Below are 14,354 nucleotides of genomic sequence, written 5' to 3' on the forward strand. Positions count from 1 at the left end.
GTTGCGCCGCCCGTGCGAACTCGGGATTTGCTGGTCCGACGCTGACACGTCGTCCTGGACTGACAAAGAGGACGACCGAGGCATTTGGCTGCGCCGCGCCGTCACGGCCAGTCGGCGAAGTTGAGCATGGTCCGTGACTGGCCTTTGGTCCGCTGCGACGAAACACCCTTGCGCCAGGCGCCCGGTGATTGACCGGTGTGCCTGACGAAGAAGCGGTTGAAATAGGCGCTGTCCTTGAAGCCGAGCGCGAAGGCGATCTGCTTGATCGTCGCGGTGGTGGTTTCGAGCCGGGTCGCCGCCTCCTGAATGACGCGCTGCTGAATCAGCGCGCTCGGTGACCGTTGCAGCACCCGGGTGCACAGCGCGTGCAGGCGATCCGGCGTGACGCCGAGCAACGCAGCATAGTCGGCGACCCGCAACTGCTGATGCAAGCGTTCCTCGACGAGCCGGCGAAAGCGGCTCAGGATCTCGGCGCTGGAGCCTTGTGCCTCGCCGGCGCTCTCGTCGGCAAACAGCCGCCAGAAGCGCAGCACGCACAGGGTCAGCTCCGATGACATGATCGAGGCCGCGCCGCGCCGTGAGGGATTTTCGATCTCCGCTGCAATCGCCGCCATCGAGCGCGCGATGACCGCGGCGAACTCAGCCGTGACGGAGAAGGCCAGGACGGCCTCGGTGCCTGCGAGGTCGAGATAGGCGGGCTCGGCCGAGGAGGGCAGGTGGCGGTGCCAGAGCCCGGAGCGCAGCCGCAGGAGATGCCCGGCGGAACCTGCCGCGACGTCGAGATGCTCGGCCCCTCCCGCCGGTACCCAGACCAGCGCCGCACCGGCCCAGATCTGGATTTCGTCTTCGGCGAAGCGCACCGAGGCCGTTCCGGCGGTCAGGCAGAGCAGGTGGACGAACGGCCGCGCGGCATCCGAGCGCAGGGCCCAGCGCCGTGCCTCGAAATGCGAGGGAATGGCTTCGGCCCCGAGCGCTGCCGGGGTGGCACGGGCCGCCGGCGGCAGCGTTCGAGGCGCGGCATTACGCGCGGTCGTCGCCCCAGAAAAGTGCACTCTTTTACCGGAACTGTCCATTGCGCCACCCAAGCCTGCGGTGTTTCCCTCGTCAAGTCCCGACGACCGCAAACAAAAAACCGCGGACGACGCCGGGGCAGAGGAACGTCACCGATTCACCCGCGCGGTCCGCGCGCGTGAACATGGGAGGAGGACAGAGAGATGACTTCGACCAACCGTCGTCAGGTGTTGCGGATCGCGGGGGCGGCGATCGCAGCCGGCTTTGCCGTATCGGCCGCCCAGGCCCAGCAGGACAAGATCCGCATCGGTTATGCGATCTCGAAGACCGGCCCCTATGCCGGCGGCGCCGGCATCACGACGCTGCCCAACTATCAGCTCTGGGTGAAGGACGTGAACGCGGCCGGTGGCATCAAGCTCGGCGACAAGCGGCTGCCGATCGAGATCGTCGAATATGACGACCGCAGCTCGTCGGAAGAGGCGGTGAAGGCGATCGAGCGCCTCGCCAACCAGGACAAGGTCGACTTCATCCTGCCGCCCTGGGGCACCGGTCTCAACCTTGCGGTCGGTCCGACCTTGAACCGGCTCGGCTATCCGCATCTCGCGGTGACGTCGGTGACCGACAAGGCGCCAGAACTCGCCAAGCGCTGGGCCAATGCCACCTTCTGGCTCGGCACGTCGGCGCAGATCTCCAATGGGCTCGCCGAACTGCTCGGCAAGCTGAAGAGCGAAGGCAAGATCGGCGGCACCGTCGCGATGGTCAGCGTGGCCGACCAGTTCGGCATCGAGCTGGCCGCCGCCGGGCGCGAGGCTTTCAAGAAGGCCGGACTGACCGTCGCCTACGACAAGACCTATCCGATGGGCTCGCAGGACCTGCAGCCGCTGCTCAAGGATGCGATCGCGAGCAAAGCCGATGCCTTCGTCGCCTTCAGCTATCCGCCGGATACGATCGGGCTGACCGAGCAGGCGCAACTGCTCAAGTACAATCCGAAGGTCTTCTATGTCGGCGTCGGCACGGCGTTCCCGCTGTTCAAGGGCAAGTTCGGCGCAGGCAGCGACGGCGTGATGGGCATCGGCGGCTGGAACGCCGACTCGCCCGCGCTCAAGGACTATCTCGCCCGCCACATGGCGGCGACCGGGCAGGAGCCGGATCGCTGGGCGAGCCCGATCACCTATGCCAGCCTGCAGGTGCTGCAGCAGGCGATCGAGAAGGTCGGCAAGGTCGACCGTGCCGCGGTCGCCAAGGAGATCCGCGAGGGCTCTTTCGACACCATCATCGGCAAGGTGAAGCTGAAGGACGGCCTGCTGCAGGAGGTCTGGAGCGTCGGCCAGTGGCAGAACGGCGAGTTCTATGCCGTGGCGCCGGCCTCGCTGCCCGGCGCACGCGCCGCGGTCGTGCCGAAGCCCGAGTGGAAATAGCCGGAACGAGGTCGTGAGCTTGCGGACGCGCGTCAAGGCGCGCGCGTCCGCGGGCCTCGCGCAAGAGGCACCATCCCATGCTGCTGTTCGACATCCTGCTGCCCGGTCTGGTGCTGGGGGGCATGTATGCCCTGATCGCGCTCGGCCTGACGCTGCAATATGGCGTGGCGCGCATCATGAACCTGTCCTATGGCGAGTCGCTGGTCGCGGCCGCGTTCGGCACGCTGTCGCTCTATTCCGGGCTTCAACTGAGTCCGCTGCTGGCGCTGCTGCTCGCGATGCCCGCCGCGGGACTGCTGAACTGGCTGCTCTACAGGCTGTTGCTGCAGCGCCTGATCCGCCGCGGCAAGGACGCCGGCGCCCAGGAGGTCGACAGCATACTCGTCACCTTCGGCGTGCTGTTCGTGATCCAGGGCATCATGCTGGTCGCTTTCGGCGGGCAGTATTACAGCTACAGCTATCTCTCCATTCCCGTGACAGTGCTCGGCTCGACGCTCGCGGTGAACCGGCTGGTCGCGCTTGGTTTCGCCGCACTGATCGGCACCGGCGTCTATCTCGCGCTGACGCGGACAAGGATCGGCACGGCCGTGCGCGCCGTCGCGGTCGATGCCAATGCCGCGCGGCTGGTCGGCATCGATGTCGCTTGGCTCGCAGGACTGGCGTTTGCGTTCGGCGGCGGCCTGGTCGCGGCCGGCGGCGTGCTCGTCAGCATGTTCCTCACCTTCAACGCCTCGATGGGCGTCGTATTCACGATGAAGGCGCTGGTGGTCGTGATCATGGGGGGCGTCGGCAACGTCATGGGCGCGCTCGCCGCAGGGCTGCTGCTCGGCGTCGTCGAGACCGCGGTGGCGCGGCTGGTCGATCCCGGGCTGACCTTGGCCGCGACGTTTGCGATGTTTCTCGCCGTGCTGCTGATCCGGCCGACCGGACTGTTCGGAAAGGCGGCGTCGTGATCAGCCCCGGCAAGATTCTCGCCTGGTGCATCGGGCTCGTCGGCGTTGCCGCGGCGGTCACGCTGCCGCTCTATGCCAACGGCTACTATCTCGCGCTCGGCATCAGCATTCTCTATTTCACCGTGCTGGCAACCGCCTGGGCCATGTTCTCCGGGCCGACCCGCTACGTCTCGCTGGCGACGGCTGCGTTCTTCGGCATCGGCGCCTATACGGCGGCGGTGACCGGCGAGACGCTGAGCTGGCCGCTGCAACTGATGACCGCTGCGGGTGTCGGCGCTGTCGTCGCGGCCATCACCGGCCTGTCGACGCTGCGGCTGTCCGGCATCTACTTCATCATCTTCTCGTTCGGCCTGGCCGAGCTGATCCGCCAGCTCGTGATCTGGTACGAGGTCAACATCCACAAATCGGTCGGCCGCTATCTGTTCAGCGACATCACCCAGGAGATGCTGTACTGGCAACTCTGCGCGCTGACGGCGCTGGTCTTCCTCGCCGGCTTTCTGCTGACGCGCTCGCGCTATGGCCTCGCGCTGCGCGCGATCGGCGCCGACGAGACCGCCGCGCGCCATTCCGGCATCGATGCGACCGCGGTGAAGCTCGGGGTCTTCATCCTCAGCGCGGTGTTCATGTCGGTGACCGGCGCGATCATGGCGCCGCGCTGGACCTATATCGATCCGGCGATCGCGTTCAACCCGATGATCTCGTTCCAGGTCGTGATCATGGCGCTGCTCGGCGGTGCCGGCTCGCTGATCGGCCCGGTGCTCGGCGTCATCCCGCTTGTGCTGCTGTTCGAGGTGCTGACAGCCGCGCTGCCCAACCATTTCAGCATCGTGCTCGGCCTCATCTTCATCGGCATCGTGATGGTGCTGCCGAGGGGCGTGATCGGGTTGGTCGATCGGGTCTGGCGGCGCGAGCCCAAGGTGGTCGGCGCCAAACCGGAGCAGGGCGGAACGCTGCTCACGGCCGAGACCGTCGGCAAATCCTTCGGCGGCCTGCGCGCCGTCGACAAGGTCAGCCTGGACGTCCGCGCCGGCGAGATCCTCGGCGTCATCGGCCCCAACGGCTCCGGCAAGACGACGCTGCTCAACATGCTCTCGGGCGCGCTCGTGCCCTCGGCCGGCACGATCCGCTTCGGCGGCACCGTCATCAGCGGCCTCGCGGCGCACCGGATCGCGCGGCTCGGGCTTGCCCGCACCTTCCAGTTGGTGCGGGTGATGCCGGACCTGACGGTTGCCGAGAATGTCGCGGCGGCGGCGTTGTTCCGCATGCGCCAGACCGGTGCGGCCGCAGAAACGATCCATGAGCTGCTCGCCCTGGTCGGCCTCGATGGCATGGCGGAGATGCCGGCGGGCGATCTCACTTACATCGACCAGAAGCGGCTGGAGCTCGCCCGCGCGCTGGCGCTGCATCCGCGGCTTGTGCTGCTCGACGAATGGCTGGCTGGGCTCAATCCGACCGAGCTGGAGACCGGCATCAGGCTGATCGCCTCGCTGCGCGACCGCGGCATCACCATCGTGATGGTCGAGCATGTGATGGATGCGATCCGCGCGCTGTGCGACCGCTGCGTGGTCATGAGCGCGGGCGTCGTGATCGCGCGCGGCACGCCGGACGAGGTGCTCGCCGATCCCGCGGTGATCACAGCCTATCTCGGAGAGCCCGATGCTTGAGATCAAGCGGCTGTCGCACGCCTATGGCAAGCACCAGGCGCTCACCGATGTCGCGCTCGAGGTCGCGCGCGGCGAGATCGTCGCCATCCTCGGCGCCAATGGCGCCGGCAAGTCGACGTTGCTGAAGGCGATCGCGGGACTGATCCAGCCGTCGCCCGGAGCCGTGATCCGGCTCGGCGGGACGGACATCGGCTCGCTCGCGCCGCATCTGATCGTCGAGCGCGGCATCGCGCTGGTGCCAGAAGGCCGCGGCGTGTTCGGCGATCTCACCGTCGCCGAGAACCTCCAGCTCGGCGCCTATCCTTCGCGCGCCCGCGACGGCGAGGCCGCGCGGCTGGCGCACGTGCTCGCGCTGTTTCCGCGTCTCACCGAGCGCATGGGGCAGGCGGTGCGCACCATGAGCGGCGGCGAGCAGCAGATGGTCGCGATCGGCCGCGCGCTGATGTCGCGGCCCGACCTGCTGCTGCTCGACGAGCCGTCGCTCGGCCTGTCGCCGCTCTTGAGCCGCGAGGTGTTCCGGGCGCTGAGGACGATCCGCGGCGACGGCGTCGGCATCCTGATGGTCGAGCAGAACGCCCGCGCCAGCCTCGACATCGCCGACCGCGTCTACCTGATCGAGCAGGGACGCAATGCCGGCGAGGGGCCGGCGCCCGAGATGAAGAACAATCCCGACATCCAGCGCGCCTATCTCGGCCAGTCGCGCGCCCCGGCTTCCGCAACCGCAACAACCCCATCGACCTAGGAGCGCCCATGAACGCGATCAATCTCCTGATTGGCGGCAAGGACCAGTCCGCCACCAATCAGCGCACCTTCCAGCGGCTCAATCCGATCAGCGGCGAGATCGCAACCATCGTTGCGGCGGCGTCGATCGACGACGCGCTGCGCGCCGCCGATGCCGCCGCGGCGGCGTTTCCGGCGTGGTCCCGGCTCGGCCCGGGCGAGCGCCGCAAGCGGCTCAATGCGGCTGCGGATGCGCTGGCGCGCAACGCCCCGGAGTTCATCGCGCTGATGATGGCCGAGACCGGCGCCACCGCGGGCTGGGCCGGCTTCAACGTGCATCTCGCCGAGGGCATGCTGCGCGAGGCCGCGGCGATGACGACGCAGATCGCGGGCGAGGTGATCCCGACCGACGTGCCCGACAACATTGCGCTGGCGCATCGCCAGCCGGTCGGCGTCGTGCTCGGCATCGCGCCGTGGAATGCGCCGGTCATCCTCGGTGTCCGCTCGGTGGCGATGCCGCTCGCCTGCGGCAACACCGTGGTGCTGAAGGCCTCGGAGATGAGCCCTGGGGTGCACCGGCTGATCGGCGCGTGCCTGGCCGAAGGCGGTCTCGGTGACGGCGTCGTCAATGTCGTGACCAACGCGCCCGAGGATGCGCAGGCCGTGGTCGAGGCGCTGATCGCCCATCCCGCGATCCGGCGCGTCAACTTCACCGGCTCGACCCGCGTCGGCCGTCTCATCGCCATGGCCTGTGCCAGGCAATTGAAGCGCGCGCTGCTCGAGCTCGGCGGCAAGGCGCCGCTGGTCATTCTCGACGATGCCGATCTCGACGCCGCGGTGAATGCCGCCGCGTTCGGCGCCTTCATGAACCAGGGCCAGATCTGCATGTCGACCGAGCGCATCGTGGTCGACGACAAGGTGGCGGATGAATTCGTCGCAAAGTTCGCGGCCAAGGCCAACAGCCTGCCTTACGGAGATCCGCGCAAGGGCGATGTGGTGCTGGGCTCGCTGGTCAGCGCCGCCGCCTGCGACCGTGTCGGCGGCCTGATCGAGGACGCGGTGGCCAAGGGTGCCGTGTTGGCCGCCGGCGGCCGCGGCAGCGGGACGATCATGCCCGCGACCATCGTCGATCACGTCACGCCGGCGATGCGCATCTATGGCGAGGAGAGCTTCGGTCCCGTCGTCACCATCGTGCGCGTCAGCGGCGTCGACGAAGCCGTGCGCGTCGCCAACGACACCGAATATGGCCTGTCGTCGGCGGTGTTCGGCCGCGACATCGCCCGCGCGCTCGCTGTCGCCAAGCGAATCGAGTCCGGCATCTGCCACGTCAACGCGCCGACGGTGCATGATGAGCCGCAGATGCCGTTCGGCGGCGTCAAGGCCTCGGGCTATGGCCGCTTCGGCGGCAAGGCCGCGATCGACGAGTTCACCGAGCTGCGCTGGATCACGGTGCAGACCGGCGAACGGCACTATCCATTCTGAGACGGCGTTTGCGGCCCGGCACTGGCGCATCGTCGGATGCAGCCAGAGCCGGTCGTATTCCGCGCGGCCACGCGGAAGCGATTCCATATGTATCCGGAGCATCGCGCAAGGGCGACTTCGGCGCGCGCCCTCACGGCGGCGACACGCGCCGTCCGTGAGCACCGACGGTGCGAGGTGCGATCGAAATTCACGTTGCAGCTCCGCTGGTTGCGGCGGACAGGCGCGCTACCTTAAAGAAATTCCAACGGCTTTAGATCGATTCAGTTTGCTGCGGCCCTTCTCTTGCCGGACGTTCGGCTCATCACGTGCAACGTCGATGACGAAGGGTGGGTTCGGGCGCATGCGGCTGTGGGTTCAGGTTCACACGTGGACGTCGCTGATCAGCATGATCTTTCTGCTGATGCTGTGCCTGACCGGGCTTCCGCTGATCTTCCATGAGGAGATCGATCATCTCTTCGAGGATGAGATCGCCGCGCCGGCGATGCCGGCCGACACGCCGCTGCTGCCGCTCGACCGCCTGATCGCGGCGGCCAGGCAGCAATTGCCGGAGCAGCATGCGCTGTTCGTGAGCCTGAAGCAGGCGGAGCCGCTGATCGTGGTCGCGATGTCGCCGACCGCCATTCCGGTGCCTGGGCAGTTTCATCGGCTCACCGTGGATGCGCGCACCGGCGTCGTTCTCGGCGAGGAAGCGCCGCATCAGGACGTCATGGACGTGATCCTGCGCATCCACCGCGACATGTTCACCGGCCTGCCGGGCGAGCTCTTTCTCGGACTGATGGGACTGGTGTTCGCAGCGTCCATCGTCTCGGGCGTCGTCGTATACTGGCCGTTCATGCGTCGCCTGCAGTTCGGCACGGTGCGGGATCGCTCGGCGCGGCTCAAATGGCTCGACCTGCACAATCTGCTCGGTATCGTCACGGTGAGCTGGGCGCTCGCGGTCGGCTTGACCGGCACCATCAACACGCTGGCGGTGCCGCTGTTCGACCTTTGGCGCGCGAAGACCATGCCGGCACTGCTCGCGCCCTATCAGGGCAAGCCGCTGGCGGAAGCGAAATCGGTCGAGGCCGCCGTCGGCGCCGTCCGCACCGCGTTTCCGGACCGGCTGGTGACGTCCATCACCCTGCCGACGACGACGCGGTTCGGCAGCCCGCAGCATTTGATGATCTGGACCAAGGGCCGCACGCCGTTTACTGCGCGCATGTTCAAGCCGGTCCTGGTCGATGCCCAGGACAGCAGCAAGATGGTCGCGCCCGAGCTCGCCTGGTATCTCACCGCATTGCAGGTATCGCGGCCGCTGCATTTCGGTGACTACGGCGGGTTGCCGCTGAAGATCATCTGGGCCGTTCTCGATCTCATCACGATCGTCGTGCTGTGCAGCGGACTCTATCTGTGGGCCGCCAAGCGCTGGGGCGTCCGCAGGAAGGTGTCCGGCGTCGTGACATCGGCAGCGCCTGCGGTGGTGTCGCCATGAGCTCCTCGGCCGCATCGGCGACGCCATCTGCCCGCGTCGCGCAACTCTCGACCTGGCAGGTGTTTCGTGCGCCGCTGCTGATCGGCCTGGTTGCCGCAGCCGGGCTCGCCTTCGGACTGTTCGGCGACGGGCTCTGGGACGGCCTGTGCTGGCTCGGGCTGTCGATTCCGATTCTGCTGTCGCTCGCCTACGGGACGAGACGGAGCCGCGGCGCGAAGGCCGAAGCGCAAGGCGCTCGGGCCGGGACGCAGGATAGGCCGCTCTGAGCGCTGACGTCCGCCGCCGGTGGGCGGAAGATAGCCCGCATCATTGATCTCGATCCGCGCTGCTGGACTACGCGCTCGGCGCGATGACCCTGATGCGCTCGGCCGGCCAACGATCCCACATCTCTTGTCTTACGTGTCTTCTCTCGCGCGACGCGTCATCGCGATGGCAGCACGCTGCGTCGGCGGCGCGTGATCGGTCTCGCGCAGCGAGCGCCGACGCGAGCGGCGTTGCTCCGGCCTGGAAACAAGCAGATACAAATGTCTCGATGCCTTCTCCGATCTGCGCGTGGCGCGGCGGAGATGTGGCGCATTTGAAAGCAAAGATTGATTCAAAAGTGGCAATGTGATTAGTTATCATCGTACGATTGATCGAAATTGTTTCGATGAGTTCGAGACGATCGGTGTCGTGAGTTGTATCAGCCGACGCGATCGCATCGCTCTTCCCCGCGACATGCGCTTCTTTTGAAGGCTTCAAAGAAGCGGAGGGAAAAGAATCTCGTAGTAGCGACAATCTGTTGAGTCGATCGATTCGGCGAAGCTGTCGCTCGTTAGACGAGTTCTACGTCGCGCGGCGCCATCCTCAAATACCTGTGTGTTAGGACCACCGACGAGCCGAGTTGGAACTTGGAATGATCGGGGTGTCAGGATGGTCTGTCGCATTTGGGATAAAGACGTTGGATTGACGATGTCGTTGGGACTTGTGAGCTCATTGGCGCTCACGCTGAATGTCGGAGGCGTTCAATCGGCCTTTGCGCAGACCAAGCTCCCCGATGTGACCGTCGACGCGCCGAAGCCGAAAGTCCGGCAGACCGCCTCGAGACCGCAGACGACCGCGACGCGGACCGCTCAGCAGCGCCGCGTCGCTCCGCGCAACCTGCCGCCGACCGCCCCGGTGGCCTATGTGACGCCGTCGACGGGAACGGTCGGTGCGCCGCCGTCGCCCTATGCCGGCGGCCAGGTCGCGAGCGGCGGCGGCCTCGGACTCCTCGGCAACCGCGGCGTCATGAACACGCCCTTCAACCAGACGAGCTTCACCTCGCAGCTGATCCAGAACCAGCAGGCGCGCACGATCCGCGACGTGCTGATCAATGATCCCTCGGTGCGCACGATCCAAGCCGCCGGCGGCGGCGCCGACAGCCTGTTCATCCGCGGCTTCTACTACGACAGCGGCGACTACGCCCTGAACGGGCTGGCCGGAATCGCGCCATATTATTCGACGGGCGCCAATTTCATCGAACGGGTCGAATTGCTGAAGGGGCCGGCGGCTCTGCTCAACGGCATGACGGTCGGCGGCACTGGCGCCTCAAGCGGCGGCGCGGTCGGCGGCAGCGTCAATCTCGTCACCAAGCACGCGCTCGACACCGACATCACGCAGCTAACGGCGACCTATGCGTCCAAGACGCAATTCGGCGAGCAGATCGACGTCGGCCGCCGCTATGGCGAGCACAAGGAGTGGGGCGTACGGCTGAACAGCAAGTATTCGAACGGCGATACACCCTGGAACCGGCAGACCGACGAGTTCGGCAACGCCCATCTCGCCGTCGACTATCATGGCGAGAATGTCCGAATCGACGCCGATGTCGGCTATCAGGCGGACAAGCTGAATCCGCCGCTGCGATTCTTCGGCGTGGGTACTGCTGTCACCAGCATTCCGTCGCCACCGTCGTCCGGCACCAATTTCCAGGTGCCGTGGGCGTATTATGCGCCGACCGATTTCTTCTCGACGGTGAAAGGCGAAGTCGATCTCAACGATCGTATCACCGCCTATGCCGGATTCGGCTATCACGACAGCAACATCAACTACCGTTATCCGTCGCCGGTGCTCTCGAGCAACGCCGGCCTGTTGTCCGGGACTCCTGGAACGGGAAGCGAGACGTACAAGACGTACGCCGGGGAGGCTGGCCTGCGCATGACCGCCGATACCGGCCCGATCAACCATGCCGTCAATGTCGGCTATTCCATCACCGACCGCACCTATACCCAGCAGGTGGTCTCCGGCAAGATGCCCAACTGGAGCCTTTACAGCGAGCCGACCAACATCGCGTTGCCAAGCTTTCCGACGCTCCAGGCCAATCAGACCGTCGGCGCAAATCTCTGGAGCATCGGCGTCTCCGACACGATGTCGCTGCTGAACAAGCGGATTCAACTGACCGTCGGTGTGCGCAGACAAACGGCGGGAACGGAAGTCACGAATCTCGTTACTCCAGCATCGAGCCGCCCGTTCGAGGACACCTCGGTGTGGACGCCAGCCTATGCGCTCGTGGTCAAGCCCGTCGAGTTTGTGTCGCTGTATGCCAATTACATCGAGGGCCTGCAGACCCCGACCGTCGTTGCCGCCGGCTATGCCAACAGCGGCACGGTCTTCCCGCCAGGGCAGACCAAGCAGGTCGAGACCGGCATCAAGGTCGACTTCGGCCGAATCACGACCACGGTCAGCGCATTCGATATCTCACGCCCAAGCGTGATTACCACGAGTTCAGGGGGAGTGCTGACTCAAGAGCTGAATGGCCGGCAGCGCAATACGGGCGCCGAGTTCAACGTATTCGGCGAGGTCACGCCGACGCTGCGGCTGTTGGGGGGCGCGGCGTATATTCACGGCGTACAGGAGAAGACTTCGGGCGGCCTGACGGACGGCAAGCGGGCGATCGGCGTGCCCGAGCTCACCGTGAATCTCGGCGCCGAGTGGGATACACCCTTCGTGCGGGATCTGACGCTCACGGGGCGAGTCGTCTACACCGGTGCACAATATGTCGACGCGGCCAACAAACTCTCGCTGCCGGATTGGACGCGCGTCGATCTGGGCGCCCGCTACACCTTCACCTCGCCCTGGAACGGCAAGCCGATCGTGCTGCGGGCGAGCGTCGAGAATGTATTCGACAAGGCCTATTGGGCGTCGGCCTATAGCGGTGTGATCACCCTGGGGGCGCCGCGCACCTATCTCGTGTCCACGACGTTCAATTTCTAGGACGTCGATACGCGTTGGCGATGATGAGGCCGCCGCACGGCCATTGTGCGGCGGCCTTGTTAGTCTGCGCGATGCGGACGGCGTTCAATTCCAATCTGATAAAGATTTGCGTAACTCATCGATCGCGTTGAGGCGTGATCATCTCCGCGGTGACAACGCGATCGGGTCAGCAAATCATCTCGTTGGAGCCGATGCATCCTGATGTTGAATCGTCACCTACGTGTCACCTTGGAGAGATTAAAAACTTCGATCGGCGGTATCCTTTTGACTGTCATTATCAACTGCATTACTCGTAGTTCATCAACGTCGTTTGTTAGTAGGAGTAGCCGGGCATGATGGTCTTCGACAGAGATGACGTCACCTTCACCGTCGTCGTGAATCACGAAGAACAATATTCGATCTGGCCGACGTTCAAGGACATCCCGAACGGGTGGACGGCCGTCGGCGTGACCGGGAGCAAGAAGGAGTGTCTGGACCATATCGAACAGGTGTGGACCGACATGCGGCCGCTCTCGCTGCGGAAATTCATGCAGGAGAACGCCCAGGCCTCTGCCGAATCCTGAAGCGAAGGAGGCTGGCTGCCATGCGGCTGATCTGTTTGCCATATGCCGGCGGCAGCGCCATGGTCTATGCGCGCTGGAGGAGAGCTCTTCCGTCCTGGATCGAAATCGTGCCGCTGGAGCTGCCCGGACGGGGCGCGCGGATGGACGAGCCGCTGCAAACGGACGCGGCAGCATTGGCCGATCAGCTCGCGTCCGAACTGATCGGGACGCCGTTGGCGGAGCCTTACGTCCTGTTCGGGCACAGCCTCGGCGGCTTGCTCGCCTTCGAGCTGGCGCACAGGCTGCTCGCGCTCGGCGCGCCAAAGCCGCAGATGCTGCTCGTGTCCGGAACGGAGGCGCCGGCCGTGCGCGACGGCAGCCGCTGGCGCGAGCCGCTCGGTGACGACGCATTGCGCGAGGAGCTTCTCAGGCTGAACGGCACGCCGCCGGAGGCGTTGCAGAGCATGGAGATCATGCGCGGCACGCTGCCGATCCTGCGAGCCGATTTCCTGATGTGCGGAAACTACGTCTATCGGCGGCGCCGGCCCTTGCCGTGTCCGCTGCACGTGTTCGGCGGAGATCTCGACGAGACGCGTGCCGAGGCACTGGAGGCGTGGCGGGCCGAGACCTCCGGCGCGTTCGGTCGCGACATGCTGCCGGGCGACCACTTCTTCATCCATAGCCGACAGGCGGATCTGCTGAAGCTCGTTGCCGCATTGCTGGCACGTGGGGCATGGCCGGGACTCGCCGTTGCTCGCGCGGGGCCTTGAGCGGCGTGCCGAAAGCAGGACCCAGCCGGGAAGCCGGCTGGTGAAGAGACTTCGATGCTGAAATCGACGGAAGAGGGGGAGGAGTCATGTTCGCGACGCAATCTAAAATAGAACAGGAATCGCTGCCGTTCCTTCTGCGGGCCAGCCGCACGCAGCAGCCGCTGATGGAGGCCGTGAGCGAGGTCCGCGACATGATCGAGCGCCAGCTATATGCGTGCGGCGGAATTCTCTTCCGTGGCTTCCATCTCGACGGCGCCGAGGCGTTCAGGAGCTTCGCCGCGAGCTTCGGCCATCCGCTGCTGTCCTATGAATTCGGCTCGACGCCCCGATCGCAGGTCAGCGCCGGCGTCTACACCTCGACCGAATATCCGCCGCACCAGAGCATCCCGCTGCACAACGAGCAGGCCTATACGCGCGACTGGCCGATGAAGATCTGGTTCTATTGCCAGCAGGCGGCACAGCAGGGCGGTGAGACGCCGGTCGCCGACAGCCGGTCGATCCATCGCGACATGCCGGCCGCGATCCGTAACCGCTTCGCCGAGCGGGGCGTCATGTATGTCCGCAACTACGGCAGTGGACTCGATGTCGACTGGCGACAGGTGTTCGGCACGGAGTCGAAGGCCGAGGTCGAGGCCTATTGCGCCTCCCATGCAATCGCCTGCGAATGGAAGGATGGCGACGAGCTACGGACGCGGCAGGTCTGCCAGGGGACGGCGGTGCATCCCGTGACCGGGGACATGGTGTGGTTCAATCAGGCGCATCTGTTCCACGTCTCCAGCCTCGCGCCCGAGGTTCGGGAAAGTCTTCTCGACATCGTCGGCGATCCGCTCGAGCTGCCGCGCAATGCGTTCTACGGCGACGGCGCGCCGATCGAGGACGAGACGCTGGCCACGGTCAGAGCCGTGCTCGACCGGCACAAGATCGTCTTTCCCTGGCAGACCGGCGACGTCGTCATGCTCGACAACATGCTGACGGCGCACGCGCGCGAGCCGTTCAAGGGGCCGCGCAGGGTGATCGTCGCGATGGCGCAAGCCCATCGCGTCAATTGAATCCGCGCAGTCGACCAGCAGCCGCTATCGGACCCTTCGCAAG

General features: G+C 65.8%; 12 protein-coding genes. 11 read left to right on the forward strand and 1 reads right to left on the reverse strand.

Features of this window, described 5'->3' with window-relative positions:
• Positions 1–101: 101 nt before the first annotated feature.
• Positions 102–1,052 (reverse strand): helix-turn-helix domain-containing protein, encoded by a 951-nt coding sequence (locus QX094_RS32250; protein ID WP_316188453.1) that lies wholly within the window; start codon positions 1,050–1,052, stop codon positions 102–104.
• Between the two features lie 162 nt (positions 1,053–1,214).
• On the opposite strand from QX094_RS32250, the gene QX094_RS32255 reads away from it, so the two are divergent.
• The 11 genes from QX094_RS32255 (at position 1,215) to QX094_RS32305 (ending at position 14,311) form a co-directional block, all read left to right on the forward strand.
• Complete coding sequence (locus tag QX094_RS32255; protein ID WP_316188454.1) at positions 1,215–2,429, forward strand: amino acid ABC transporter substrate-binding protein; 1,215 nt, start codon at positions 1,215–1,217, stop codon at positions 2,427–2,429.
• A gap of 77 nt (positions 2,430–2,506) precedes the next feature.
• On the forward strand, positions 2,507–3,382 hold the full coding sequence (locus QX094_RS32260; RefSeq protein ID WP_315752511.1) for a branched-chain amino acid ABC transporter permease: 876 nt from the start codon (positions 2,507–2,509) through the stop codon (positions 3,380–3,382).
• Positions 3,379–5,046, forward strand: coding sequence for a branched-chain amino acid ABC transporter ATP-binding protein/permease (locus QX094_RS32265; protein ID WP_316188455.1), 1,668 nt, complete (start codon positions 3,379–3,381; stop codon positions 5,044–5,046). Before QX094_RS32260 ends, QX094_RS32265 begins: the two co-directional genes overlap by 4 nt.
• On the forward strand, positions 5,039–5,788 hold the full coding sequence (locus QX094_RS32270; protein ID WP_315717418.1) for an ABC transporter ATP-binding protein: 750 nt from the start codon (positions 5,039–5,041) through the stop codon (positions 5,786–5,788). The genes QX094_RS32265 and QX094_RS32270 overlap by 8 nt, the downstream gene beginning before the upstream one ends.
• 8 nt (positions 5,789–5,796) lie before the next feature.
• On the forward strand, positions 5,797–7,248 hold the full coding sequence (locus QX094_RS32275; RefSeq protein WP_316164874.1) for an aldehyde dehydrogenase: 1,452 nt from the start codon (positions 5,797–5,799) through the stop codon (positions 7,246–7,248).
• A 340-nt stretch (positions 7,249–7,588) separates the two neighbouring features.
• Positions 7,589–8,719: a PepSY-associated TM helix domain-containing protein gene (locus tag QX094_RS32280; protein ID WP_316184739.1), complete on the forward strand. Its 1,131-nt coding sequence runs from the start codon at positions 7,589–7,591 to the stop codon at positions 8,717–8,719.
• Positions 8,716–8,985, forward strand: coding sequence for a hypothetical protein (locus QX094_RS32285; protein ID WP_316184435.1), 270 nt, complete (start codon positions 8,716–8,718; stop codon positions 8,983–8,985). The genes QX094_RS32280 and QX094_RS32285 overlap by 4 nt, the downstream gene beginning before the upstream one ends.
• Positions 8,986–9,670: 685 nt before the next feature.
• On the forward strand, positions 9,671–11,950 hold the full coding sequence (locus QX094_RS32290) for a TonB-dependent receptor (protein WP_316184434.1): 2,280 nt from the start codon (positions 9,671–9,673) through the stop codon (positions 11,948–11,950).
• Positions 11,951–12,282: 332 nt separating this feature from the next.
• On the forward strand, positions 12,283–12,513 hold the full coding sequence (locus QX094_RS32295; protein WP_315717422.1) for an MbtH family protein: 231 nt from the start codon (positions 12,283–12,285) through the stop codon (positions 12,511–12,513).
• A gap of 20 nt (positions 12,514–12,533) precedes the next feature.
• Entirely contained in the window at positions 12,534–13,262 is a 729-nt protein-coding gene (locus QX094_RS32300) for a thioesterase II family protein (RefSeq protein WP_315717423.1), read from the forward strand.
• Between the two features lie 86 nt (positions 13,263–13,348).
• Complete coding sequence (locus QX094_RS32305) at positions 13,349–14,311, forward strand: TauD/TfdA family dioxygenase (protein WP_315717424.1); 963 nt, start codon at positions 13,349–13,351, stop codon at positions 14,309–14,311.
• Positions 14,312–14,354: the final 43 nt, after the last annotated feature.

This window comes from Bradyrhizobium sp. SZCCHNS1050 (genome assembly GCF_032484785.1).
Taxonomy (GTDB): domain Bacteria; phylum Pseudomonadota; class Alphaproteobacteria; order Rhizobiales; family Xanthobacteraceae; genus Bradyrhizobium.

Bases quoted from the DNA above. Each gene is read 5' to 3' on its own strand.
- QX094_RS32290 (WP_316184434.1), top strand. From the start codon at position 9,671: ATGTCGTTGGGACTTGTGAGCTCATTGGCGCTCACGCTGAATGTCGGA.
- QX094_RS32255 (WP_316188454.1), top strand. From the start codon at position 1,215: ATGACTTCGACCAACCGTCGTCAGGTGTTGCGGATCGCGGGGGCGGCG.
- QX094_RS32300 (WP_315717423.1), top strand. From the start codon at position 12,534: ATGCGGCTGATCTGTTTGCCATATGCCGGCGGCAGCGCCATGGTCTAT.
- QX094_RS32270 (WP_315717418.1), top strand. From the start codon at position 5,039: ATGCTTGAGATCAAGCGGCTGTCGCACGCCTATGGCAAGCACCAGGCG.
- QX094_RS32275 (WP_316164874.1), top strand. From the start codon at position 5,797: ATGAACGCGATCAATCTCCTGATTGGCGGCAAGGACCAGTCCGCCACC.
- QX094_RS32295 (WP_315717422.1), top strand. From the start codon at position 12,283: ATGATGGTCTTCGACAGAGATGACGTCACCTTCACCGTCGTCGTGAAT.
- QX094_RS32280 (WP_316184739.1), top strand. From the start codon at position 7,589: ATGCGGCTGTGGGTTCAGGTTCACACGTGGACGTCGCTGATCAGCATG.
- QX094_RS32260 (WP_315752511.1), top strand. From the start codon at position 2,507: ATGCTGCTGTTCGACATCCTGCTGCCCGGTCTGGTGCTGGGGGGCATG.
- QX094_RS32285 (WP_316184435.1), top strand. From the start codon at position 8,716: ATGAGCTCCTCGGCCGCATCGGCGACGCCATCTGCCCGCGTCGCGCAA.
- QX094_RS32305 (WP_315717424.1), top strand. From the start codon at position 13,349: ATGTTCGCGACGCAATCTAAAATAGAACAGGAATCGCTGCCGTTCCTT.